The organism is Perlucidibaca aquatica (assembly GCF_001676655.1).
In the GTDB taxonomy this organism is placed as follows: domain Bacteria; phylum Pseudomonadota; class Gammaproteobacteria; order Pseudomonadales; family Moraxellaceae; genus Perlucidibaca; species Perlucidibaca aquatica.
Genome location: NZ_LZDB01000001.1, coordinates 421,020 through 444,106, shown reverse-complemented (window position 1 = coordinate 444,106; position 23,087 = coordinate 421,020). Strand labels below are relative to the sequence as shown.

The following is a 23,087-nucleotide window of genomic DNA, read 5'->3' as shown; positions in this document are numbered from 1 at the left end:
TCGGTTTACAGACTGCATTTCGCCAGCGCTTGCTGTTGCTCTTTTTGCTGCTGTCGGCGATTTTCCACCGCTTCGATAAGCTTGTCGGCGATGCCGTAGCCGTACTCGCGATCAATTTCGCGGATGCAGGTCGGGCTGGTCACATTCACTTCCGTGAGGTAGGAGCCAATGACATCGAGCCCGACAAACAGCAGGCCGCGCTTCTTCAGCTCCGGGCCGACACGGGCTGCGATGCGGCGCTCATCATCGTTGATCGGACGCGCTTCGCCGCGACCGCCGGCGGCGAGGTTGCCGCGAATCTCATCGCCCTGCGGAATACGCGCCAGCACGAACGGCACGGGCTCGCCATCGATCATCAGCACGCGCTTGTCGCCATCTACAATTTCGGGGATGTAGCGCTGCGCCATGATCGGCCGCGCGCCCACGCCGTTCGTACTGTCCGTAAGCACTTCCAGCGTGGCGCCAATGTTCGGCCCGCCCGCCGTGAGGCGGAAGATGCCGGTGCCGCCCATACCGTCCAGCGGCTTCACAATCACATCGTGATGCTCGGCGATGAACGCCCGCAACTCCGCGCTGCGGCTGGTGACGATGGTGGGTACCATGCAATCCGCGAACGCCGTGGCAAAGAGTTTCTCGTTGCAGTCACGCAGCGATTGCGGCTTGTTCACCACCAGCACGCCCTCGCTCTCGGCGCGTTCGAGCAGGTAGGTGGCGTAAATAAAGTTCATGTCGAAGGGCGGATCTTTGCGCATCAGGATGGCATCCATCTCCGCCAGCGGACGCAGTTCCGCTTCGCCCAGCTCAAACCACTTTGCCGGATCTTCGAACACCTGCAAGGGCGCTAACCGACCGTAGGCTCGCCCTTCGCGCAGCGACAGATCGCCGGCCTCCAGATAGAACAGCTCGTGGCCGCGTTTTGCCGCTGCCCAGAGCATGGCCAGCGTCGAGTCTTTCTTGTAATTCACCGATGCAATCGGGTCCATGACCACGGCAATACGCATGTACAGCTCTCCTGTTTGAACCCAGCTAGAAATCAGCGATCAGGCATCCACACCAAATTCGTCGCGGTAGCGGCGCACGGCCTCGAGGTGCTCAGCGTGCAGCCCGGTCTCTTCCAGATAGGCAATGATCTGGTTGAGTTTAATAATGGCGATCACCGGAATACCGAAATCGCGCACCACTTCTTGTATGGCGGACAGCTCGCCCTTACCGCGCTCCTGTCTATCCACCGCAACCACCACGCCGACCGCTGCCGCACGCGCATTCTGGACCAGTGTCATGACTTCGCGGATGGCGGTGCCGGCGGTAATCACATCATCAATGATGAGCACACGACCCGCTAACGGCGAGCCGACGATCAGGCCACCTTCGCCGTGATCTTTGGCTTCTTTGCGATTGAAGCACCACGGTAAATCGCGATCGAATTCTTCCGCCAGCTGCACCGCTGTGGCTGAGGCAATGGGAATACCCTTGTACGCTGGGCCGAACAACACATCGGCCTCGATACCACTGTCCACAATCGCGGCCGCATAGAAGCGACCTAGCGCCGCCAAGCGTTTGCCGGTGTTGAACAGGCCGGCATTGAAGAAGTACGGGGACTGACGACCGGACTTTAGGGTGAAGCTTCCGAAGCGCAAAACGCCTTGGGCCAGAGCGAATTCAATGAACTCGCGTTGATAATCACGCATGGACGAGACCTGAATAGAGAATGTCTGAGTCGGCGATGATAACGCGACTGTCGCAACAGGCGTATGCCGTGATACAAACTCAGCCGTTGTGATCGCTCCGACCCATCAAAGCCAGTGACTACGTTATGTTCAAAACCACTACCCTGCTTAGCGCTTTTATTTTTCCCGTGCTGAGCTTGATCGCCACACCGAGCCTTGCCCTTTCACCCGCCAAGCTCAGCGCCAAAGATGCTGCCAATAATGCCGCCAATGATCTGGCACTCAGGCAAGCGCTGCTCGGCACGTGGCAGGCAATGGACGCTCCGACATCACCCACGATTAATGGTGAAGGCACCTTCCTCGCGGATGGCAGCGCGACGGGTTATACCACCGCCACCTATGTCTATAACGATGGCTACACCAGTGATGTGAAAGTCGGTCTAAGCTTTCGTTGGTCCGTTAAAAATGGCGTACTAACGCTGAACGAATTTGTTTCTGACCCTTCGCAGTTCATCAAGCCCAATCACGTGAAACGCTTCGAGGTGATCTCTATCTCACCAGAGGGCATGAGTTTGAAGGATCTGTCCGATGGCGAAGTGGTGTATCGCCGCCGCAAAGCCAGCTAAAACATCGAGGCCATCGTATGTCGAGCCCCAAGCAATCTCATCACCGGATAGCCGGGCTCGCCAGCTTTGCCGGCACCACCATTGAGTGGTACGACTTCTTTCTTTATGGCACTGCCGCCGCGCTGGTGTTTAACAAACTGTTTTTCCCCGAAATGGACCCCCTCAGTGGCCTTTTCGCGGCGTTCGCAACTTACGCCGTCGGCTTCATTGGCCGACCGCTCGGCGGCATTGTTTTTGGTCATTTTGGCGATCGCGTTGGCCGTAAAGCCATGCTGATCCTAACGTTGCTGATGATGGGCATTCCCACCATCGCCATTGGCTTGATTCCCACCCACGACCAAATTGGCTATTGGGCCGCTGCGCTTCTGGTGCTGCTGCGTTTTTTACAAGGTGTCGCGGTGGGCGGCGAATGGGGCGGCGCCGTTTTGATGGCGGTCGAACATGCCCCGCCAGATCAAAAAGGATTTTATGGCAGCTTGCCGCAAACCGGTGTGGGTGCAGGTTTAGTACTGTCATCGCTGGCCATGGGTGCTGTCGCGCAACTACCGGAAGAAGACCTGATGAGCTGGGGTTGGCGCCTGCCCTTTCTGGCCAGCGTCGTGCTGCTAGGTGTCGGCTGGCTGATACGCTCCCGTGTACCGGAATCACCGGAGTTTGTGTCACTAAAAACCCAGCAGACTGCTGTGCAAGCGCCGCTTGCGGTCATCCTGCGACATCACCGCCGTCCCGTGCTGACCATCATTGGCGCGCGCATGGCGGAGAACGCTTGGTTCTATTTGTCCGCGACATTTGCCTTGGCCTACGCGACAGGCACTTTGGCACTCCCCCGAGCAGAAATACTCAGCGCCATCACCGCGGGCGCGGCATTGTCACTCCTCACCATGCCACTCGCCGGCTGGCTCGCGGACCGCATCGGCGCAAAGCGACTTTATTTGATCGGCTTAAGCATACTGGCACTTTATGTTTGGCCATTTTTTACCCTGTTGGGCAGTCGTGAATTAGCGTCAGCTTGGTTGGCGCTGGTGATTGCCATTGGCCTAGTTTTTCCGCTCATGTATGCACCCGAGTCGCTACTATTTTCCCGACAATTTCCCGCCGCCGTGCGTTACAGCGGTATTTCGCTTGGCGTTCAAATTGCCGGCGTGCTCGGCGGCGGTTTAGCCCCGATGATTGCCACGGCGCTGCTTGCCAAGGGTGGCGGCGAGCCACATTTTGTCGTGATCTATTTGTGGCTACTCACAGCCATTGCGCTGGTCTCAGCGGCGATGATGAATAGTGATATACCACCGCTCAGCAAGGAATAAACATGCGCATCGTCTCCGCCAACCTCAACGGCATCCGCTCCGCCGCGACCAAGGGCTTCTTCACTTGGCTGGAAACCTCGGGGGTAGACATCGTCTGCATCCAGGAAACCAAAGCCCAGGAGCATCAACTCGCGGCCGAGACCTTCAACCCGTCCGGTTGGCATCGTTACTTTTTTGATGCCGTGCGCCCCGGCTATTCTGGCACCGCGATTTATTCACGTCAGAAGCCTGACCGTGTCAGCACCGGTCTCGGCTTTGAACTCTGCGACACCGAAGGCCGCTGGCTCGAAGCTCAATTTGGCGACCTTACCGTGGTCTCGCTCTATTTACCCTCCGGTTCTGCGTCTGATGCCGCGCAAGCCCGAAAAGACGCTTTCTTGCTCGAACTCATGCCCATTTTGAAAGCCCGTCGCGCGGCCGGCGAAAAACTGGTGATCTGTGGCGACTGGAATATCGCGCACAAAGAAATCGACCTGAAAAACTGGCGCGGCAACCAGAAGAACTCGGGCTTTCTGCCGCGTGAGCGCGCCTGGCTGACCCAGCTCTTCGACGAGGTCGGCTATGTCGATGCCTTCCGCGTTGTAGATCAACGAGCCGAGCGCTACACCTGGTGGAGCAATCGTGGGCAAGCCTACGCCAATAATGTGGGATGGCGGATTGATTACCACATCGTATCGCCTGAACTCGGTGCACTTATTCGTAGCGCTGACATTTACATGGGGGAGAAATTCTCCGACCATGCGCCTTTAGTTATTGATTACGATATTTAAGGAAATATTAGATGCGTCTTCTAACGCCTGTAGCCCTCACCTTACTACTCAGTGCTTGTGCCAGCAGCAATATGCCTAGTTTTGGCGAAAGCCTTTTACAACGCAGTGCTGAGCAACAAGCGCTCGCAGATAAATGGACTCGCGGCGAAAAGCTCTCGGTGTCTGGCCAAAAAGCCATTAAATCTGGCAATGATAAGATTGCTCGTGCACAAAAATTACTTGATGAAGGCAAAGCAGAACTCGCCAAAGGTGAAGCCAACGTGACACTGGGGGAAACCTTAAAAGCGGAAGCGGTGACTGGCTACCAGTCTATTCGGGCTAACCCGTTGACCCTGCCTAACGGTTCTACCCCACCGGCGACACCCGCTAACTAATATGGCCAACCCCGCCCCCGATAAAGCCACCCTAACGCGCTGGCGCGAAGACATCCGCTTCAGTGACACGCTGCTGGGCGAAACGCTGCAGTTCACCACGACCTGGGGTATTTTTTCGCCCGAGGCCATTGATGCCGGCACGCACATGCTGCTTGAGTATCTGGAGATTGCTGAAGATGCCGACTGCCTCGATATCGGCTGCGGTTACGGCCCGCTCGGCATGGCCATGGCGCGTAAAGCGCCTAAGGGCCAAACGCTGATGGTCGATAAAGACTTTATGGCCGTGGAATACGCTAATCGTAACTGCGCCTTAAATCGTATCGGGAACGCGAAAGCTCAACTCTCGAATGGCTTGCAGCACATTGATCCCGCGCTGAAGTTCGACCTCATTGTGTCCAATTTGCCCGCCAAGGCCAGCAAGGAGCAGCACTACCTATTTCTCTTCGACAGTCTATCGCGCCTCAAGCCCGGTGGCCGCTTCTACGTGGTCACCATTAATGGCTTGCGCGAGTTTATGGGCCGCACGCTGAAGGAAGTGTTTGGCAATTACGACAAGCTCAAGCAAGGCAAGGTGTATACGGTGGCGATGGCGGAGAAAACGGCTTAATGCCTAGAAAACCCCAGCAGAGTCGTGCAAAGGCCACCGTAGATGCCATTCTTGAAGCGGGCTTTCAAGCGGTCGCTTCACACGGTACGCAAGCCACGACTCGCCAAATCGCTGAGACTGCAGGCATCAGCATCGGCTCGCTCTACGAGTACTTCAGCAATAAAGAAGCGATTTTTGCCGCCATGCATGAACGCTTCATTCAAGACGTGGTGCTGCTGATTCAGGACACGACACCGACCATCATGCATCTGCCCCCCGATCAGGGCACACGAACGTTGCTAACGCATTTTGGCGCGCTGCTGCAACGCGATGATGGCCGATATTTAAAAGTCGCCCGCAAACTGGTCGACAGCGATTCCTTGCTTTACTTAGATCCCATTCGGCAAATGCTGATGCAGCTGGTGACCGCGTTCATCATGAATAAGCCGGAATATGGCGCCATCAAAGACTTGCCCACCATGGCCTACATCATGGTGAACACGGGCATTTACATGATGCTGCATCACCTTTCTGACCCCAAACCACCCATCAGCTTTGAACAGCTCTGTGATGGCCTAGCCGGCATCGTGCGGCGCTACATTACAAGCGCCGCACAACCTAGTTAAGCCACTTCAGCCGACAGCGCCTGCTTAGCCTCTTCATACACCACGTCGTAGTCTTCCAAGTGGAAGGCACTGAGCCGCTTACGCAAGGTCGCTAACGACCATGGCCAGGCCGCAAAGTTGCGACCGTTCTGATCCAAGTAATAGCTACGGCAACCGCCACTGTTAAACACCGTCCCTTGTAGGTGCTTCTGCACTTTTTCGTTATGCGCCTTCAGTACCGAGGGCTTGATCGTTAGCTTACGAATGCCGCGTGTTTTAATTTGCTTAATGCCATCCACGATGTAGCCCAGTTGCGCTTCCGCCAGGCCAATAAACGAGTCGTAGACCAATACATTAGGGCCCAGCACTAAAAACGCGTTGGGCGTATTGGCCAAGGTTGCGCCCAAATAGGCTTCGGGGGAGCCGCTCACCCAAAGGTCTGAGAGTCGCTCACCGTTCGCATTAATGACGCGTCGGCCAATGGGCGGATGCGAAACCTCAAAGCCGGTTCCCCAAATAATCACATCCACTTCATGACGCTCACCGTTGGCAGCAGTCACGGTATTGCCCTCAACCGCGACTAATCCGTGCGGGATCAAACGGGTGTTGGGAGCCTGCAAAGCCGGGTAGTAATTGTTGGCGAATAAAATGCGCTTACAGCCCAAGGTGAAGTCGGGTGTCACGGCTCGGCGTAGATCAGGGTCTTTGATTTGCAGTTTCAGTAGCTGCTTAGCGGCCGTACTAATAGGTTTCAAGACCGCCGGGTTACGAAGCCCGAAATTCACGGCATTCAGCGAGCTGGCAACGGCTTTGCGCCAGCCCTGTTGAATTACCGGCAGACGTTCGATGAGCTGCTTGGCGCTGTCACCCAGGGGCATATCTGGCTTAGGCAGAACCCACGGAGCGGTGCGCTGAAACACCAACAAGGATTTCACCTTGGGCTGAATTTCCGGCACAAACTGAATGGCCGATGCGCCCGTACCAATAACCGCCACGCGCTTACCCGCCAAGTCGTAGTCATGATTCCAGCTCGCTGAGTGGAACATTTCACCCGTGAAAGTCTCCAGTCCCGGCAACGCGGGTGTTTTCGACTCTGTAATGGGGCCTGTGGCAAACACCACGGAACGCGCTAAAAATTCGCCTTGATTAGTCACAAGGACCCAAACATGACGAGACTCATCCCACGTGGCACTTTCCAGCGAGGTATTGAAATCGATTAGTGGGGTGACCTGTAGCGCGTCACTCACTTCTTCCAAGTAGCTCAGAATTTCGGGCTGCTTGGCGAAGAGTCGGCTCCACTTACTGCTCAAGAAAAAGGAGTAGGAGTAGAGCGAAGAAGGCACATCGCAGCCACAGCCAGGATACGTGTTCTCACGCCACGTGCCGCCGACGCGAGCGGCCCGCTCAATGATCTTAAAGTCATGAAGCCCTGCTTCACGTAATTTCACGGCAGCGGCAATGCCCGAGATACCAGCACCCACGATGAAGGTGTCATAAATGTGTGCGCTAGACTTTTTTACGTTTCGTTTAGTGGCTGACACGTCGCATAACCCTTGAGTAATTATTTTAAGAAACGATAAGACAGGCCGAGAAAGTCGGCATACCAATTTGGGGCTAAACGCTTCATTAACCAAAACAGCTTGGCGTCTAGTTGAGGGGTGGTATAGAGCTGGCCTTGATCCAGTCTATCCAAGGTCAGTTTCGCCACCGAGTCGCTGGTGGTCATGGCAAAGTTCATCAGTGCATGATCGGCGAGGCCGGAGTAGCGTCCGGGAATACGGCCATTTTTGATGATGTTGGTCGGCACCAAGGTCGGGCACAGCACATTTACGCGAATGTTGTCCGATTTCAGTTCGGCGTATAGCGTTTCGGACAGCGCCCGCACACCCGCTTTGGTGACGTTGTACGCGCTCATTTCCGGCGCCGCCGTATACGACGCTGCGGAGGCCACATTGATGATGGCGCCGCGCCCGTTTCGCTTAAATCCCGGCACAAAATAATGGCAGCCATGAATAACGCCCCATAGGTTGACGTGCATGCACCACTTCCAGTCGTCTAAGGACTGCTCATGAAACTTGCCACCCAGACCCACCCCAGCGTTATTGATGAGCAGCGTGACCGCATGGCTCAGTAACTGCTCTGCGTTTTCCGCCAAGGCGCGCACCGCCTCCGCCTCGCCCACATCACAGCTCACGGCATACGCTCTGCCACCGGCCTGCTCAATCAGCGCGACCGTTTCTTGGGCGGCTGCCAGATTAATGTCGGCACACACCACCACACCCTGACGGCGGGCCAGCTCCAGCGAAAAGCTACGGCCAATGCCACTGCCGGCTCCCGTAACCACGGCATACGCCGAGTGACTTGGCTTGGTGGCTCGCCCTTTTAAAAAATTCAGCATGACTTAGGTATCTCAGGAGTGATTAAGCTTGCAGGCCAGGGGTAAATTCACGCACGAAATACGGTGCGAGCAACCCTGTTTTGGGGTCTAGCAGACGCTGCTTGTAATAGGCCAGCCATTCGGAGGTGTCATGATCATTCGGGTGAAAGTCTCGACGTAAATAGTCAAAGATATGGCTCAGGCTGCTGCCGTAAACACCGTCTTCACGCCCGAAAATCAGCGCGGCACTGCGTTTCACATCTTTCCAGTAGCTCAGGCTCAATACATTGCTGGGCTTGCGAATAACCGGAATGAGCGTGGCGGCGAAAGGCACTAATACGGTAATGGTGATGAGGGCGATCACGAAGCCCACCACCCGCAGGGGGTAGTTGGCCGATAAAGTCTGGTACACATCGTAGGCGATGTCTTTGTGCTCAGACTCTTCCAGCATGTGCCACATCCACAAGGCGCGCTGCTGCGCATCGCTGGTTTCGAAGAAATTATCTTCGTGCTTCATCATGAATTCCGCCAGCACCGCCGTGAAGTGCTCGATGCCTGCCATCATGGAAAGCTTCAAGGGCTGCGGAAATCGATTAAAGCCGTACTCGAATACCTTGCTGCCCAGGAAGCGGAAGAGCGGGACAGGAAAGCGATGCTGCGCCAACACATCGTTCCATTCATTATGCATTTTTGAATGAATAGCCTCCTGACCAATCAAGGCGGTGACGCGCTGCTTGAGTAACGGGTCGGTGAGGAACTGGCGATGATGACGCGCGGTATCAATGACCAGGTCTTCGCCGTAGGTCAGAAAAATGGACAGGGCTTCAAAGTAGGCGGTAGCCAATTCCGCACGTAAATAAAACTTATCGTCGGCCTGACTGGCATCGAAATTAAACGCCAAATGCCGCACAGGGATAGCCTTATTTTGCACCGGCGTATGGGCAGCGAAATCAAGCACAGTAGCAGTGTTCATGAGGAGACCTCTCTATCCTGATCATCAGATGCCAGCGCCAACCATGAAAAAGTCAGCAATAACTGTTACATCCTTCAATGGCAGTTTAGTGCCCACTGAGGGTCTGATAAAAGTCGGATATTGAGTCGCCTAAATCCTCGCTACGAATAGAAATAGGTAATTGTTTTTGTTGGTAAAAAATTTCGCCAATAGCGTGCTATCAGCGAAATTCTGAGGGATTGTTCAGTATTGTGTCGCTATGTGAGTGCGCCACACTCAAAACACCAGTAAGAGTGCGCCCACAATCTGCAACGTAAAGGTCAGCGCAGCACCCAGTTGTCGCGCCAAAATATGCGGCTTTAACATGCCCAGCGCATGCACCACGCGGGCAACGCTGAACGTAGCCGCCAGCATCAGAAGCCATTCGGCTGATAGCGCCTGGTAGGTCAGCGCCAGTAGCACCAGCGCAAACACCACCACTTGCTCGACGCCATTAGCATGCGCACGAATGGCTTTTTTCATGGGGATGCTGTTGCCATCCCCATTCGGAATGCGCAGGCCAATGCGAACGCGCGACACATTAAGCGCGAGCAGCGTCAGCAACACCGTATTGAATGCCACAAACAGTGTGAACACGTGAAAATCCGGCATGACCCACCTCTTCTTGTTGTGTTGAGTTAACTCACCCGCTTACCAGTTCAGTGCTTTCTGCTGCGCCTGCACCAGCTCTTTCACACCCTTCTCGGCCAGATCCATGAGCGCATCCACTTCCTTACGCGAGAATGCTGCACCCTCGGCCGTGCCCTGAATCTCAATGATGCCGCCGAGCTGGTTAATGACCACATTCATATCGGTATCACAGGCTGAATCTTCCGTGTATTCGAGATCGAGCATAGGCTCGCCCTTAACAATGCCCACCGAAATCGCGGCAATCAGACCAATCAGCGGGTCGTTCTTAATCATTTTCTGGTTCAACATCCAGGTCAAGGCATCGACCAGCGCGACAGCACCGCCGGTGATCGCCGCCGTGCGTGTGCCGCCATCCGCCTGAATCACATCGCAGTCGATGGTGATGGTGTTTTCGCCGAGCTTCTTCAGATCGACCATGGCACGCAGCGAGCGACCAATCAGACGTTGAATCTCCAGCGTACGACCGCCCTGCTTACCCTTGCTGGCTTCGCGCTGATTACGCGTGTGTGTGGCGCGCGGCAACATGCTGTATTCAGCGGTGATCCAGCCCTCGCCCTTACCCTTCATAAAGCGCGGCACGCCGGCCTCAACGCTGGCCGTGCACAGCACCTTGGTATTGCCGAACTCAACCAGCACCGAACCTTCGGCATGGCAGGTAAAGTCGCGGGTGATGGTGACGGGGCGAAGCTGATCGAGCTGACGGCCGGAAGCGCGCATGGAAACATTCCTGAATGATGAGAGATCTGTAATGGCGTGGAGTATAGCCGCTACAATCACCGTCTTCGTCTTTTCTGCCCCGAGAACTGCGCATGAGCCAGCCCATTCACAGCATGACCGCCTTCGCCCGCGCTGAACAACGCAGCGCCTTAGGCCTGCTGGCCATCGAAATTCGCTCCGTCAACAGCCGGCATCTGGAAGCCAGTTTTCGTTTGGCCGATGCTGTCCGTGAGCGAGAGTTTGCCTGGCGCGATCGCCTGCGCGAACAGGTCGCGCGTGGCAAAGTCGAGATCAGTGCACGCTATGAACCGGCGGATAGCAGCGAGGCCGTGACCATCAATACCGCACGCGTACAGCAGCTGCTCAGCGCATTGCGCGAGATCGATCAGCTCGCGGCCAATACAGCCCCGCTGAATGCGGTGGATCTGCTGCGCCTGCCCGGCGTGCTGATCACCCAAGAGGTGGATGCTTCAGCCCTGCTCGCCAGTGCCGACGCTTTGTTCGCGCAGGCTATGCAGGACTTCATCGCCATGCGTGCCCGCGAAGGTGCCGCACTGCATGAGCTGGTCGAGGCCCGGCTGCAAGGCATCGAGCGCGAGGTCAGCGGCGTGCGGGAACGCCTGCCGCAAATCCTTCAGCATTTCCGCAGCAAGCTACTCGCACGCGTCGCGGAAGCCAAGGCCGATTTGTCCGCTGAAAGGCTGGAGCAGGAAGTGGTGCTGTTCGCGCAGAAGATGGATGTGGCTGAAGAAGTGGACCGCCTACTCGCGCATGTCACCGAAATTCGCCGGGTATTGGCCAGTGGCGGCGCGGTGGGCCGTCGCCTCGATTTCCTCATGCAGGAGCTCAATCGCGAAGCCAACACCCTGGGCTCTAAGTCGGTAAGCGCCGACAGCACCCTTTCATCAGTTGAGTTGAAGGTGCTGATTGAGCAGATGCGGGAACAGATTCAGAACGTCGAGTGACGCGCTCAGACCCAGACCAACAGCGTCCGGCGATTGGCAGCCTCGCGCTCGACCAAGCCCGCGTAATTGGCCTCAACGAGGTTGCGTTTCACTTTCAGCGTTGGGGTCAGAAAGCCGTTATCGATCGTCCAGCTGTCACTGGTGATGATGAGCTTGGCGACTTTTTCGTGATCCTCCAGGGCGCTATTGACCGTATCGAGCAGGACCAATAACTCGCGCTCAACCGTCTGGCGTGGAAGGTCCAAGGCATCGGCCGTGAGCGTCATGATCATGACCGGCTGCGTCAAATTCATGCCCACTAAGCAGAGCTGATCGATCAACGCCGATTTCGCCATGGCACCCTCAATGGGCGCCGGCGCTACATACTTGCCTTTCGCCGTCTTGAAAATGTCTTTCACACGACCGGTGATGTAGAGGTAGCCATCGTGGTCTAGACGGCCTTTATCGCCCGTTTTAAGCCAACCATCGGCGGTAAATGCCTCTAGCGTTTTATCGGGCTCTTTCAAGTAGCCGGCCATCACGCCCGGGTGCTTGACCTGAACTTCGCCTTCGTCTGAGAGCCGGAAACCGGAGTCCGGAAAGGGCTTACCGACGGAGCCGGGGCGTGTCCGTCCGGGCAAACCCGCAGCAACATAGGCCAAGTTTTCGGTCATGCCGTAGCCTTCCAAAATCTCCAAACCGAGCACGCGCTTGTACCACTCCAGCGTGCTCACCGGAATTGGCGCGGCACCGGATAGCGCCATGCGAACATTCTGTAAGCCCAGGGTTTTCAGCAATTTGAAACGCACCACATCACGCAAAATGGGAATGGCCATGAGGCGATCGAGTTTGCTCTCAGAGAGCTTGCCTAAGATGCCGGCCTTAAAGCGCCCCCACACCAACGGTACGGCAAAGAATCGCGTCGGAGCGACTTGGGGTAATTGTTGCGCCAGCTTGTCCAGTGCTTCCAGAAAATGCACTTCGGCCTGCCAGAGCAAACTCGCGGTTTCTACGGCCGCGCGCTCCAGCACATGGGCCAAGGGCAAGTAGGAAAACAGGCGCTCATGCGCTGAGGCAGGTGGCAACTTGGACAGGAAAGATTGCGCTGTCCAAGCCATCGCGCCATAGGTAATCATCACGCCCTTAGGGTGCCCCGTGGTCCCCGAGGTATAGATTAGCGTCATCAGGGTGTCGGGTTCGGGTCTGTCGTATTGGCTGAGCGGGGACTGTGCCTGCGCCATATCGTCCCAATCAATATCCGCATGCGGGGCTTCCACATACGGGAAACGAATGGTGGTCACACCTTCGGGAATAGCGGCCAGAAAATCCGCGCCATCAGGCATGGGCCCGAGAAACACCGCCCGTGCTTCGCAGTGCTGCAAGATGTATTGCGTTGCCGAGGGCGCTTGTTTAGGAAATAAACCAACAGTGACATGCCCTGCCCACTGAATCGCTAAATCGGCGAGAAACCAATGCGCGGTGTTCCGGCCCGAGATAGCAATAGCACTGCCGGCGGGCCAATTCTGTGCCTTCAGGGCAGCTGCCATACGACCAACTTCGCGCGCCGCTTGCGACCAAGTCCATTGGCGAACGCTGTCACCAGCCGGTTGCACCAACCAGATTTTGTCGGGCGCTTTGCGGGCATGTTCGAGCAAGCGTTGTACCGGGTACTTATCGGCTCGACGCGCGTTTGCTGCTGGCATGGCTTTTATCCTTCCACAAATAAACTTACAGCGTTGGGTCTTCCGCGATGCGGCGTTGACGCGCCTGTCGCGCGGTCATGTCGGCGGTACTGCTGCGTTGACGGCCATCCGCTGACCATTGCGAGCGTGACGACAACCACTGCACCGTCGGCTCCCAAACGGACTTCACGGCTTTGCTACCGAGAATCACGCCCATATGCCCGCCTGGGGAAACATGGAACTGTTTGTCTTTGGAGGCCACCAATTCAATGCTGCGGCGGGCAATTCCCTCGGGTACCAGCACATCGGTCTTACCGGCAAACACCAACATATTGGCGGTGATGGTGGTGAGATCCGCCACGGCATCACGAATTTCAATACGGCCGGTGGCCATCTGGTTGTCGATGGCCATCTTCACCATCATGTCCTGAATCACGCCACCGGGATAATCCAGCATATTGTTCAGGTAGTCGGCGGTGGTTGAGTGGCTTTCCACGAAGTCGCGATCCCAGAGCTTGGTCAGCAAGTCCCAATAGGTAGTAATGCTGCCGATGGGATCGGTGAGCTTAAAGCCCAACGTGGTCATCCAGCCCGGTGAATGCAGGCGGCTGGGATTCAGATTGTGTAAGCGCCAGCCACTGAATTTGCGCACCAATTGAGCGGGCGCATTCATGGCAGTGGCCGCCTTCGCCACAATGCCGCCACCGCGCATGTTAATGGGGCTGGCAATGGTGATGAGATTGCGAATGTGCTGATCTTGCGTCAGCCCCATATAGACCAGCGACAGCAGGCCACCCATGCACCAACCCATGAGCGACACATCTTCGCTACCCGAGTGACGGCGCACCTCCGCTAGGGCGTCGCCCATCATGTGCTGTGCGTAATCCTGCATACCCAGCTGGGCATGACGACGTTGGGGCTTGCCCCAGTCAATCAGATAGACATGGAAGCCTCGGGCGGCCATATAGCGCACTAGGCTGCGATGCGGCATTAAATCAAACGACTCGGTGGTGACACCCAGCGGCGGCACTAAAACCAGCGGTACCGGATGCCGCTGATGCTCGACGCGCACGCGTTCGTTATCGGCCATCTCGATGAATTGCTCAGCGGGTGGCGGGTAATAACGCAGCGACATCGGGTCCGATTCAAAAATCACTTCGTGCGCGGTAAGGCCCGATTGCACCAGCGTTTCGCGCAGAAACAGCCAGTCAAACGCATTGTCCACCACCGAGGCGACTCGCGAATTCGCAGACAGTCCGGCATTCAAGGCGCGGCGCATAATCGGGTTCATAACTTAGTCCTTTTCGTTTAACTCGCGCAGCGGAATCGAGAGCCGACTGGGGTCGGCTGGCACCACGCCACGATATAAACCGATGAGGTACTTCATGTCGGCTTCAATATCACCGGTCGGCGTAAACAAGGGAAAAAATTCCATTTTGCGCTCGCCAAAATTCAGCGAGAACGGCTGGATCGGCACGCCCGCCATCACCGCAATATGGTAGAAACCGGACTTCCACGCCTTAGAGGCATGGCGCGTACCTTCGGGCGCAATGCCCAGATACAGCTTGTCGGTCTCGCGATATTGCTGAGCCGACTGCTCGACCAGACCCATGGATTTGCTGCGATACACCGGGCGCATACCGAACCAGTGAATGAGCTTGCCGAACGGGCCGACAAAGAGCTCGGCCTTGACCATGACATTAATTCGCAATCGCAACGCCAGCATCACGGCCACGGCAACTAAGGCATCACGATTAGACGTATGCGGGGCGCCAATGAACATGGCCTTGGGCGCCGACAGCGGCACGCCAACGATTTCCCAGCGCAACAACTTCAACATTAACTCGCCGATAAACTGGCCGACGGCATTGCCTCGGCGCGGCACATCCGGCCCTAAATCTTTTGCCTTAATCGCCATAGCGACCCTCCTACTTTTTTATTTATGCCTACGGGTCACGTTAGAGCATGAAGTGAATTTGCATTTCGCCGACCATGAAGCCAAGCACCGCTCCGACCGTAATCAGAATCCATTCTTCTTCTTTAAAGGCGGGGCGCAGCATGCCTTCGAACTCCGTAGGCGTTAGCTGCTTCATACGCGTAATCAGCGTATTGCGCACATCCATGGCATCTTCGGCGTAATTTTCCATGTACTTCATGGTGTCAGGCAGCTTCTCTAAAATACGTTCGGCTACCGTCGCTTTCATTTGGATATAGCGTTCGGTGCCCACGGCGTAGAGCACCAGCGGACGCGCAAGACCGGCTTGTTCATCAATGACACGGCGAACATGGCGCTGTAGCAATTGAATCACTCGGTCCGATTTCGGGCCAGTAAACAGCTCCTCCATCATGATGCCGGGCGTGAGAATTTGTTTGGAAATGAGCGCCGCGTAATCGGAAGCCACTTCGTTCTGGCGTTTAAGAAATAAGCCATGAATCGTGAAGCCCATGAACTTCTTTGGGTTAAGTGGGCGGAAAAGCATTTGCAGCGCGAGCCAGTCACTCACCAAGCCAACAAAGCCACCGAAGGCAGGCAACATCCACGGCTGCTTAAAGATGATCCAGCACACCATCTGCACCAGGCCGATCGTAAAACCAAAATAGAACCCGGCGGTGCAAAAAAACTTCAGCTCCTGCTTACCCACACGCTGGAACACTTCATTCAATAGCGTTTTATCTTTTTGCAGATTGCTAATGACCATGTGCCGAATGTCGAAATAGCGCGACACATCGTGCTGCACCTCGCCCATGATCGTGGCTACGATTTTCGGCGCCTCGGATTTCACGCGCTTAATGATGGCTTGCCGCATGAACTCGGGCATACCTTCCCAGAGTCCCGGCTGATACTGGTGCATGACTTCCCGCACGATATCTTCCGACGCTTCCATCATCGGCGTTTCGATTTCGCGGGCGATGCGCTTGGGGTCGAGTCTAGCGAAGATTTCTTCGGGCTTAATTAAGCGCTCGGTCATCAGGTCGACGGCAATGGTCGCCATCTTCACCGACTTGCGCGGCACAATGCCCTGCCAGCCGAAGAACGGCTTGATGCCCCAGAATTCGATGGGGTGAAACATCATCTTGATCGCCACGACTTTGGTGACGTACCCAATCAAACCGCTGATAAACGGAATAGAGCAATAAAGCCAGAAATTGGCTTGAAAGTCGGCGATATATGCGTCCATGAAGCCCCGAAAATGGCAAATGCCGTAAAAAGTGACCAAAAGGTCTACCAATCACGGAGCTTACGGGGTTGACCTAACAAGTTCAAATCGCATGCAACGTGTCAGTCAACCTCTCTTAGCATTATCGCAGTCGCATTAACCCTCAGTCACGACGATACATCGTGACCACGCAAGCGCCGCCCAGGCCGAGATTATGCTGCAGCGCCACCCGCGCACCGGCGACCTGACGCTGATCGGCTGTGCCGCGCAGCTGCCAGACCAGCTCCGTGCACTGCGCCAGCCCCGTCGCCCCGAGCGGATGCCCCTTCGACAGCAAGCCGCCGGACGGATTGGTCACCACCTTGCCGCCGTAAGTATTGTCTTCGTCCCAGATGAACTTCTCGGCGCCACCTTCCGGGCACAGCCCCAGCGCCTCGTAGGTCAGCAGCTCATTGGCGGTAAAGCAGTCATGCAGCTCGACCACATCCACATCGCCCGGACCAATACCCGACGCTTCGTAGACCTGATTAGCGGCGGCTTTGGCCATGTCGTAACCGATCATCTTGATCATGGAGTTTTCGTGGATGCTGCTGGCAAAGTCCGTGGTCATAGATTGGGCGGCGATATAGACCGGATTACGGATGCCGTGTTTGGCGGCAAATTCATCCGAGCAGAGCACGGCGGCACCGGCACCGCAGGTTGGCGGGCAGCACTGGAAGCGGGTCAGCGGATCAAAGACCTCGTCCGATGCCATGATCTCCTCCAGCGACAGCACCTGACCAAACAGCGCATACGGGTTCTTGCTGGCATGACGACGCGCCTTCTCGGCGATCTTGCCGAAGGTTTCCTTCTTGGTGCCATGACGCCAGCGGTATTCGCGACCGGCCCCACCGAACATTTGCGCCGCTGGTGGGGCGCTGGTGAAGCCCTGAGCCGCGAGCATCACATTCGCGTGCAATGACATCGACGACTCACGGTCGTTGAACTTGGCCCCGAGCGCCCCCTTCTCCATCTTCTCGAAACCGACCACGAGCACACACTCGGCCAGACCGGACTCGATAGCCTGACGGCCGAGGTAAAGCGCGCTGGAGCCGGTCGAACAGTTGCTGTTCACATTAAAAATGGGAATGCCGGTGAGGCCGATCTCGTAGACCGAACGCATGCCGCTGCAAGAGTCACCATAAACATAGCCGGTGTAGGCCTGCTGCACCTCGTCGTAGCGGATGCCGGCATCGGCCAGCGCCAAGCGGCCTGCGTCTGCCGCCATGATGTGGTAGTCATCGCTGGCACCGGGTTTGGCGAACTTGGTCATGCCCACGCCAATCACATTTACACGATTCTTCATGATGCTTTCTCTCTTCGAATTCGGGGTTGGTTCAGGCCAGACCGGCCAGGCAGGTCAGCTCACGCGCCAGCAGCACATCGCCATCCACACGCACGGCACCTTTCTGGAACAAGGCGGCAAGATCGCCCCCTTCCGCCAGCGCCTTCAGGGTGTCATCACTGAGGCCGATGACCGCCGCCGGCGATGCCGCCGCACTGCGCACCACCTCGCGGCCGCCGAAATCGACCGACCACACGGCATCGATGTCGTTGATGTTGAACTGGAGTACGGAGGTCAGTCCGGTCTTGAGTTCGCCACTGCCGAGTTTTGCGGTCAGCGCCGCGAACAAGCGATCAGCAAAGACTTCACGCGGAGCCTGCGCAGCTACCGCCGTCTCAGCGGGGGCACCGCTGGCCAGACGCTCCAGGCGCGCCCTCTCCACCAGAGCCTTGTCCATGCCGGCCAGCGCCGTGAGCTTGTTCGACGCCATGACATTGCCGCTGATCTTGAGCTGGCCGCCGAAGAACAGCTTCTGCACGGCCGCCAGATCGCCGCCGAACAGCGTGTCCACATACTGGCTGTCGAGCTCGATGGTCACATCCGGCTTAACCGCCGTGCCTGCACCCACGCTACCCGGCGCATTGCGCAGATCAATAAACCAGCTCGACTCAGGATTGTGGAAAATGAACTGGAAGCTGGTCTTGGTCTGCTCGACCAGCTCCGGCTTGGCGGCCACGAACGCCTTGATGCCGCCAAACACATCCGCCAGCGTCACGCCCTCATCAACGCCGCTGGCCGCTGCCTTGGCCGCCGCCGGCTCAGTCTTTGCCTTGGCTTTGGGTGCTGGAATCTCAGCATACAGCTCGACGGCGGCATTCTTGATGACCACCTCGCCACGCTCCTTCACCGAGGTCTCGAAGATAATGCGGGTGTCGGACTCCTTCCACATCTTCGTGACCAGGGTCTCGCCTGGAAACACGCTCCTGGCGAAACGTACCTTGATACTCTTGAAGTAGCGCGGGTCGTTGCCGCTGAACGCTTTCACCACATGGCGACCGCAGTAGCCGAAGGTGCACATGCCGTGCAGGATAGGCTTCTCGTAGCCGAACGCCTTCGCGAAAGCCGGGTCGGCATGCAGCGGATTCCAATCGCCCGAGAGGCGATACAGCAGCGTCTGGTTGTCGTCGGTCTTCTCTTCGATGACCGCATCCGGCTCACGCGCCGGCGGCACATTGATATCCGCCGATGGGCCACGATTGCCGCCCCAACCACCCGCGCCCTTCACGAACGATGTCATCTCGTTGTAGATGATTTCTTCGCCGGTCTCGTCATAACTGTGCACCGCGAAAGTCACCACCGCATTCGGTGCCTTGTCGAAGGCTTCCTTGAACTTGAACACATGCCGGAGCTTGGCCTGCGGCGGCAGCGGTCGCTTGATCTCGGTGTACTGTTCGCCATGCAGCAGGCGATCAAAGCCGAAATTCATGCCCGGCAGTTTCAGGCCGCCGGTCTTCGCGGCGGCCAGCATGGCGTTGGACTGCGGCATCACGCCGTAGGTCGGCAGCACGCGGAAGTCGGCACCGAGTTCGTAGACATAACCCAGCTCGGTGGCATCCATCGGATCGCGTGCCGCGCCGATGCCCAGCGCATACAGCGCAATGTCGCGCTCGTCGTAACCGTTCTCCAGCACCAGTTCGGCCTTCGCGGCCTCATCGAGATCAATGAATTCATTGCCGCCCAAGCGCGGGTTATTGATGTTGTGCAGAATCGGCGCAAAGGAATCGTTTACGCTGGCCGGATGCCCGGCATCGGTGAAGTCGGTAATCGTGTCCCACTTCTTCGCCACATCATCAATGCTGAAGGCCTTGCCGAGCGGGAACGACTGCCCCACGGTGCGCTCCCAGCGCAGCTTGGCGATGTAGCCGGCACCAACCTCGAACAGACCCTTGGTCTCTTCGCAATCCTCATGGCAGAGCCAGGCCACCAGCGGGCTGACATTCTCCGGCTTGAGGTTGGCCAGCAGCTCTGGCGGCATCACCGTTTCGGTCAGACGCGAAGCGGCAATTGGCGCGATGGTATTGACATGGATGCCCTTGCTGCGGCCCTCCTCGGCGAGGCAATTGGCCAGCCCGGCGAGGCCGAGCTTGGCGGCACAGTAGTTGGCCTGCCCGAAGTTGCCGTAGATGCCCGCCGCCGAGGTGGTCATGATGATGCGGCCGTAGCCCTTCTCGCGCATGATCGGCCACGCGGCATGGCTGACGCTCATGGAACCGGTCAGATGCACCTTGAGAATGAGATCCCAGTCGCCCTGCGTCATCTTCTGGAAGCTGACATCGCGCAAAATGCCGGCGTTGTTGATCACGATGTCGACGGTGCCGAAGGCATCCAGCGCCGTCTGCACGATGCTCGCGCCGTTCTCCACCGAATCGTAGTTGGCCACGGCCTCGCCGCCGAGCGCCTTGATCTCTTCCACGACCTTGTCGGCTGCTGCGGAGGACTTGCCGTCGCCATGCGCACCACCGCCAAGGTCATTGACCACGACTTTGGCTCCGAGTGCTCCCAGCATCAGGGCATGCGAACGACCGAGCCCGTTCCCGGCCCCAGTCACAATGGCCACGCGGCCGTCAAAACGCAGATTAGACATCCTCAACCCTCCAAGTGCCGGCCGCGCTAATGAAGAATATTTACAATACGGCCGTACAACATGTTTGTTTTTTACCGTGCAGGCTGAGATACTGTCAAGCAGTTTGTGACCGATCAGTCAGGAATTTCTCATGTCCCGACTCAGTGAAATGCTCGATAGAATGCGGCAACAACGATTGTCGCCAGAGAACGCCAAGATGACCGAAGCCGCCGCATCCGAGGCCGTCAAAGACAATGCCCGTCGCACTCAGGCCGAGCGCAGCAACGCCATGCGCCAGCGATTGATCGAAGCCACGGTGCAGTGTCTCGCTGCCGAGGGCTATGTCGGCACGACCGTGAGTCAGATCATCACGGCGGCAGGCGTTTCGCGCGGCGCTCCGCTGCATCACTTCCCGACCAAGGCATCGCTGATTGAGGCCACGGCAGACCATCTGATTCGCCAGCTCTACATCTATCTCGGCCATGCCATTCGCGCACTAGAGCATTCAGACAATCGCCTCAACGACATGATTCTGGCGAGCTGGCATGAGCTCTTTGGCAAAACCGAGAGCCTAGCCTTGATGGAGCTCATGCTGGCGAGTCGGCGCGATGATGAGCTGTCGGCCATCATTCAGAAACTCTGGGCCGTGGGATACAAAACACTTGAAGTGGCGACGCAACACTACTTTGAGCCAGCGCGAGATGGCATTAATGCCACGCACCTGTTCGTGCTTACGCACTGGCTGCTCACGGGCATGGCGATGGAGCGGCATTTAATGAAAAGCGATGCTTTCGCCGCACACTTTCTCACGCTCTGGTCACGCGTGCTTGGAGAATATCTACAGGCAAAACCGGGGGTAACGACACCGCCGCCACGACCGGTTTATTGGGATAGTTCGCTCAGCGATCCGCACTGAGCGTCAACACACTTCACGCCACGGATGGCACAGACTTCAGCGGTGCGCCAACCACGCGCCCGAAGCGCATTGGGTCCGGCAAGCGCTTCGCCAGCCACTGCGGCAGCTTCTGCAACCCCAGCACATTGCTCTCACGCGGGGCATCCGGCATGAATTCACGCGTGCCCATGACATAGTCGAACCACGGTTTGGTCACACACCAGTTGGCGTTCGGGTTACGACCCATGTGGTGATCGTAATGCCAGGGAATGTTGGATCGCCCCCAAGCCGGGTCCATGTGCGACTTCTTGTGCACGCGATAGTAGTTGGCCGCGCAATACCAGAGCGTGCCCACATAAAAAGGCGCTACCGGGAACAATGGTGCCACCGCCGCGCTGGCCGCGATCAAACCCCAGGCTTCCTTGCCCTGAGCGTGCAGGCCGAGCGGGAATTTCTCGTAGTTCGGGTCGTGGTAGGCATTTTTGCGCACCACTTTGTGATGCTCGTGAAAGTGAAATGCCCAGAAGTTCTTTGGGTCGCGCCCCATGTCATGCAATACATACTTGTGCATGACCCACTCCACGGCGTTTGCGGTGACCAGTCCTAGCGGAATACCTAACATGATCCAACCTATTTTTAATGTGGCAACGCGTTTTATCACGACCCGGCAGTCACTGTCAGCGGCCTTACAAACACGCACACGACCACTGCCTGCTGCATGCGCTAGACTCCGTTCTTTGTAATTTTTGGAGCGAGGCCATGTCCGGCACCCTGTTTATCATCGCCGCCGCCTCCGGCACAGGCAAAACCTCACTCGTCAAAGCCTTGGTGGCCGATGCCGACCGTCTGGGTGTATCCGTGTCGCACACCACGCGCCCAGCTCGCCCCGGCGAGGTCGATGGTGTGAACTATCATTTCACCAGCCGCGAACAGTTCTTAGCGGAGGTCGCGGCCGGTCAGTTCCTTGAACATGCTGAAGTCTTTGGCAACCTCTATGGCACATCGCGTACCTGGGTCGAACGGCAACTCGCCAAGGATCACGATGTCATTCTTGAAATTGACTGGCAGGGTGCTCAAATTGTTCGTGCGCTGATGCCGCAGGCCTTATCCATCTTCATTTTGCCGCCATCACTTAAGGCCCTGGCCGAGCGCCTGAACGGACGCGGTACAGACAGCAATGAGGTCATTGCGCATCGTCTTAGCGAAGCCATTGCCGACATCACGCATTACAGCGAGTTCGACTACCTCGTCATTAACGATGATTTCCCCACCGCCCTGGCTGACCTGCAAGCGATTGTCCGAGCGGCGCGCCAATCCCATCGAGCCCAAGCCGACCGTCAGGCCGAACTGATCAAACGACTGCTCACCGGTGGCTAAGTCTTAATCATTGCGTTGAGGCGGCTCGTCGCGTAATATTCCGCCTCTTTTGTGATCGCTCCCCAGCTCGGCGCAGCGATCACGCCTTCGGAGAGACATCGTGGCCCGTGTAACCGTCGAAGACTGCTTGACCAACCTAGATAACCGTTTCGAGCTCGTGCTGGTCGCTTCCAAGCGTGCTCGTCAACTCGCGACTGGCGGCAAAGAAGCCACTCTGCCGTGGGAAAATGACAAGCCTACCGTCATGGCTCTGCGCGAAATCGCTGCTGGCCATGTCACGCGCGCCATTCTCACGGAAGTGCAAGAAGAAGAAGCTCTGCCTGACCTCAGCAACCTCGGCGACCTCGAATACCAACCGCCTGTTGAGCTGTAAATAAATTCCAGCAAAATTAGCCGCTTGTCTGCCTTGACGACGC

General features: G+C 57.0%; 24 protein-coding genes and 1 pseudogene. 10 read left to right on the top strand and 15 right to left on the bottom strand.

The genetic code is table 11. The annotated features are described in order from the left end of the window. Positions 1-5: 5 nt before the first annotated feature. Together gshB and pyrE are read right to left on the bottom strand one after the other, a co-directional pair. Positions 6-1,007 (bottom strand): glutathione synthase, encoded by a 1,002-nt coding sequence (gene gshB, locus A8710_RS02175; RefSeq protein ID WP_264753522.1) that lies wholly within the window; start codon positions 1,005-1,007, stop codon positions 6-8. Between the two features lie 33 nt (positions 1,008-1,040). Beyond that, on the bottom strand, positions 1,041-1,688 hold the full coding sequence (gene pyrE, locus A8710_RS02170) for an orotate phosphoribosyltransferase (RefSeq protein WP_068857829.1): 648 nt from the start codon (positions 1,686-1,688) through the stop codon (positions 1,041-1,043). Positions 1,689-1,813: 125 nt separating this feature from the next. Between pyrE and A8710_RS02165 the strand changes: the two genes are divergently transcribed. The 6 genes from A8710_RS02165 to A8710_RS02140 are packed head-to-tail and all read left to right on the top strand — an operon-like array spanning position 1,814 to position 5,953. After that, a complete protein-coding gene (locus A8710_RS02165; RefSeq protein ID WP_068857828.1) occupies positions 1,814-2,293 on the top strand; it encodes a lipocalin-like domain-containing protein in 480 nt (159 codons plus the stop codon). Positions 2,294-2,310: 17 nt separating this feature from the next. After that, entirely contained in the window at positions 2,311-3,597 is a 1,287-nt protein-coding gene (locus A8710_RS02160; RefSeq protein WP_068857827.1) for an MFS transporter, read from the top strand. 2 nt (positions 3,598-3,599) lie between these two features. Continuing rightward, positions 3,600-4,367 carry an exodeoxyribonuclease III gene (locus A8710_RS02155; protein WP_068857826.1) on the top strand — a complete coding sequence of 256 codons (768 nt, stop codon included), beginning with the start codon at positions 3,600-3,602 and terminating at the stop codon, positions 4,365-4,367. A gap of 11 nt (positions 4,368-4,378) precedes the next feature. Further along, positions 4,379-4,741, top strand: coding sequence for a hypothetical protein (locus A8710_RS02150; RefSeq protein ID WP_068857825.1), 363 nt, complete (start codon positions 4,379-4,381; stop codon positions 4,739-4,741). Position 4,742: 1 nt separating this feature from the next. Continuing rightward, positions 4,743-5,348 (top strand): class I SAM-dependent methyltransferase, encoded by a 606-nt coding sequence (locus A8710_RS02145; protein WP_068857824.1) that lies wholly within the window; start codon positions 4,743-4,745, stop codon positions 5,346-5,348. Beyond that, complete coding sequence (locus A8710_RS02140) at positions 5,348-5,953, top strand: TetR/AcrR family transcriptional regulator (protein WP_068857823.1); 606 nt, start codon at positions 5,348-5,350, stop codon at positions 5,951-5,953. Before A8710_RS02145 ends, A8710_RS02140 begins: the two co-directional genes overlap by 1 nt. Here the strand turns inward: A8710_RS02140 and A8710_RS02135 are convergent. From A8710_RS02135 to rph, 5 genes are all read right to left on the bottom strand, one after another. Then, the gene (locus A8710_RS02135; protein WP_068857822.1) at positions 5,950-7,473 is read right to left on the bottom strand and encodes a flavin-containing monooxygenase; all 1,524 of its coding nucleotides are present in this window, start codon (positions 7,471-7,473) and stop codon (positions 5,950-5,952) included. The two genes, A8710_RS02140 and A8710_RS02135, sit on opposite strands and share 4 nt — an antisense overlap. A gap of 20 nt (positions 7,474-7,493) precedes the next feature. Then, positions 7,494-8,330, bottom strand: a complete 837-nt coding sequence (locus A8710_RS02130) for an SDR family NAD(P)-dependent oxidoreductase (RefSeq protein WP_068857821.1) — start codon at positions 8,328-8,330, stop codon at positions 7,494-7,496. A gap of 22 nt (positions 8,331-8,352) precedes the next feature. Beyond that, positions 8,353-9,282: a metal-dependent hydrolase gene (locus A8710_RS02125; protein ID WP_068857820.1), complete on the bottom strand. Its 930-nt coding sequence runs from the start codon at positions 9,280-9,282 to the stop codon at positions 8,353-8,355. A gap of 255 nt (positions 9,283-9,537) precedes the next feature. After that, positions 9,538-9,912 carry an MAPEG family protein gene (locus tag A8710_RS02120; protein WP_068857819.1) on the bottom strand — a complete coding sequence of 125 codons (375 nt, stop codon included), beginning with the start codon at positions 9,910-9,912 and terminating at the stop codon, positions 9,538-9,540. 39 nt (positions 9,913-9,951) lie between these two features. After that, positions 9,952-10,668 carry a ribonuclease PH gene (gene rph, locus A8710_RS02115; protein WP_068857818.1) on the bottom strand — a complete coding sequence of 239 codons (717 nt, stop codon included), beginning with the start codon at positions 10,666-10,668 and terminating at the stop codon, positions 9,952-9,954. 92 nt (positions 10,669-10,760) lie between these two features. Between rph and A8710_RS02110 the strand changes: the two genes are divergently transcribed. Then, positions 10,761-11,633, top strand: coding sequence for a YicC/YloC family endoribonuclease (locus A8710_RS02110; protein WP_068857817.1), 873 nt, complete (start codon positions 10,761-10,763; stop codon positions 11,631-11,633). Between the two features lie 5 nt (positions 11,634-11,638). Here the strand turns inward: A8710_RS02110 and A8710_RS02105 are convergent, their stop codons facing one another. The 7 genes and pseudogenes from A8710_RS02105 to A8710_RS12590 all read right to left on the bottom strand — a co-directional run. After that, positions 11,639-13,315 (bottom strand): AMP-binding protein, encoded by a 1,677-nt coding sequence (locus A8710_RS02105; protein ID WP_082968597.1) that lies wholly within the window; start codon positions 13,313-13,315, stop codon positions 11,639-11,641. Between the two features lie 25 nt (positions 13,316-13,340). Further along, entirely contained in the window at positions 13,341-14,585 is a 1,245-nt protein-coding gene (locus A8710_RS02100; protein ID WP_068857816.1) for an alpha/beta fold hydrolase, read from the bottom strand. A gap of 3 nt (positions 14,586-14,588) precedes the next feature. Then, positions 14,589-15,212, bottom strand: a complete 624-nt coding sequence (locus A8710_RS02095) for a 1-acyl-sn-glycerol-3-phosphate acyltransferase (protein WP_068857815.1) — start codon at positions 15,210-15,212, stop codon at positions 14,589-14,591. 40 nt (positions 15,213-15,252) lie between these two features. Beyond that, positions 15,253-16,473, bottom strand: a complete 1,221-nt coding sequence (locus tag A8710_RS02090; protein WP_068858135.1) for a DUF445 family protein — start codon at positions 16,471-16,473, stop codon at positions 15,253-15,255. A gap of 142 nt (positions 16,474-16,615) precedes the next feature. Beyond that, on the bottom strand, positions 16,616-17,797 hold the full coding sequence (locus A8710_RS02085) for a lipid-transfer protein (protein WP_068857814.1): 1,182 nt from the start codon (positions 17,795-17,797) through the stop codon (positions 16,616-16,618). A gap of 31 nt (positions 17,798-17,828) precedes the next feature. Continuing rightward, positions 17,829-19,466, bottom strand: coding sequence for a MaoC/PaaZ C-terminal domain-containing protein (locus A8710_RS12595; protein ID WP_454557326.1), 1,638 nt, complete (start codon positions 19,464-19,466; stop codon positions 17,829-17,831). A gap of 63 nt (positions 19,467-19,529) precedes the next feature. After that, a pseudogene (locus tag A8710_RS12590) lies at positions 19,530-20,420 on the bottom strand (SDR family oxidoreductase); the annotation flags it as partial. 130 nt (positions 20,421-20,550) lie between these two features. Here A8710_RS12590 and A8710_RS02075 point away from each other — a divergent pair. Continuing rightward, positions 20,551-21,315, top strand: a complete 765-nt coding sequence (locus tag A8710_RS02075; protein ID WP_198341587.1) for a TetR/AcrR family transcriptional regulator — start codon at positions 20,551-20,553, stop codon at positions 21,313-21,315. A 13-nt stretch (positions 21,316-21,328) separates the two neighbouring features. Here A8710_RS02075 and A8710_RS02070 read toward each other — a convergent pair whose 3' ends face one another. Continuing rightward, entirely contained in the window at positions 21,329-21,916 is a 588-nt protein-coding gene (locus tag A8710_RS02070) for a hypothetical protein (protein ID WP_068857811.1), read from the bottom strand. 137 nt (positions 21,917-22,053) lie between these two features. On the opposite strand from A8710_RS02070, the gene gmk reads away from it, so the two are divergent. Together gmk and rpoZ are read left to right on the top strand one after the other, a co-directional pair. Next, complete coding sequence (gene gmk, locus A8710_RS02065) at positions 22,054-22,671, top strand: guanylate kinase (protein ID WP_068857810.1); 618 nt, start codon at positions 22,054-22,056, stop codon at positions 22,669-22,671. Positions 22,672-22,771: 100 nt separating this feature from the next. Next, a complete protein-coding gene (rpoZ, locus tag A8710_RS02060) occupies positions 22,772-23,044 on the top strand; it encodes a DNA-directed RNA polymerase subunit omega (protein WP_068857809.1) in 273 nt (90 codons plus the stop codon). Positions 23,045-23,087: the final 43 nt, after the last annotated feature.

What these genes read in the sequence shown, in the direction of transcription:
- pyrE (WP_068857829.1), bottom strand. Translation starts at nt 1,688, where the DNA reads ATGCGTGATTATCAACGCGAGTTCATTGAATTCGCTCTGGCCCAAGGC.
- A8710_RS02165 (WP_068857828.1), top strand. Translation starts at nt 1,814, where the DNA reads ATGTTCAAAACCACTACCCTGCTTAGCGCTTTTATTTTTCCCGTGCTG.
- A8710_RS02160 (WP_068857827.1), top strand. Translation starts at nt 2,311, where the DNA reads ATGTCGAGCCCCAAGCAATCTCATCACCGGATAGCCGGGCTCGCCAGC.
- A8710_RS02155 (WP_068857826.1), top strand. Translation starts at nt 3,600, where the DNA reads ATGCGCATCGTCTCCGCCAACCTCAACGGCATCCGCTCCGCCGCGACC.
- A8710_RS02150 (WP_068857825.1), top strand. Translation starts at nt 4,379, where the DNA reads ATGCGTCTTCTAACGCCTGTAGCCCTCACCTTACTACTCAGTGCTTGT.
- A8710_RS02145 (WP_068857824.1), top strand. Translation starts at nt 4,743, where the DNA reads ATGGCCAACCCCGCCCCCGATAAAGCCACCCTAACGCGCTGGCGCGAA.
- A8710_RS02140 (WP_068857823.1), top strand. Translation starts at nt 5,348, where the DNA reads ATGCCTAGAAAACCCCAGCAGAGTCGTGCAAAGGCCACCGTAGATGCC.
- A8710_RS02130 (WP_068857821.1), bottom strand. Translation starts at nt 8,330, where the DNA reads ATGCTGAATTTTTTAAAAGGGCGAGCCACCAAGCCAAGTCACTCGGCG.
- A8710_RS02125 (WP_068857820.1), bottom strand. Translation starts at nt 9,282, where the DNA reads ATGAACACTGCTACTGTGCTTGATTTCGCTGCCCATACGCCGGTGCAA.
- A8710_RS02120 (WP_068857819.1), bottom strand. Translation starts at nt 9,912, where the DNA reads ATGCCGGATTTTCACGTGTTCACACTGTTTGTGGCATTCAATACGGTG.
- rph (WP_068857818.1), bottom strand. Translation starts at nt 10,668, where the DNA reads ATGCGCGCTTCCGGCCGTCAGCTCGATCAGCTTCGCCCCGTCACCATC.
- A8710_RS02110 (WP_068857817.1), top strand. Translation starts at nt 10,761, where the DNA reads ATGAGCCAGCCCATTCACAGCATGACCGCCTTCGCCCGCGCTGAACAA.
- A8710_RS02105 (WP_082968597.1), bottom strand. Translation starts at nt 13,315, where the DNA reads ATGCCAGCAGCAAACGCGCGTCGAGCCGATAAGTACCCGGTACAACGC.
- A8710_RS02100 (WP_068857816.1), bottom strand. Translation starts at nt 14,585, where the DNA reads ATGAACCCGATTATGCGCCGCGCCTTGAATGCCGGACTGTCTGCGAAT.
- A8710_RS02095 (WP_068857815.1), bottom strand. Translation starts at nt 15,212, where the DNA reads ATGGCGATTAAGGCAAAAGATTTAGGGCCGGATGTGCCGCGCCGAGGC.
- A8710_RS02090 (WP_068858135.1), bottom strand. Translation starts at nt 16,473, where the DNA reads ATGGACGCATATATCGCCGACTTTCAAGCCAATTTCTGGCTTTATTGC.
- A8710_RS02085 (WP_068857814.1), bottom strand. Translation starts at nt 17,797, where the DNA reads ATGAAGAATCGTGTAAATGTGATTGGCGTGGGCATGACCAAGTTCGCC.
- A8710_RS02075 (WP_198341587.1), top strand. Translation starts at nt 20,551, where the DNA reads ATGTCCCGACTCAGTGAAATGCTCGATAGAATGCGGCAACAACGATTG.
- A8710_RS02070 (WP_068857811.1), bottom strand. Translation starts at nt 21,916, where the DNA reads ATGTTAGGTATTCCGCTAGGACTGGTCACCGCAAACGCCGTGGAGTGG.
- gmk (WP_068857810.1), top strand. Translation starts at nt 22,054, where the DNA reads ATGTCCGGCACCCTGTTTATCATCGCCGCCGCCTCCGGCACAGGCAAA.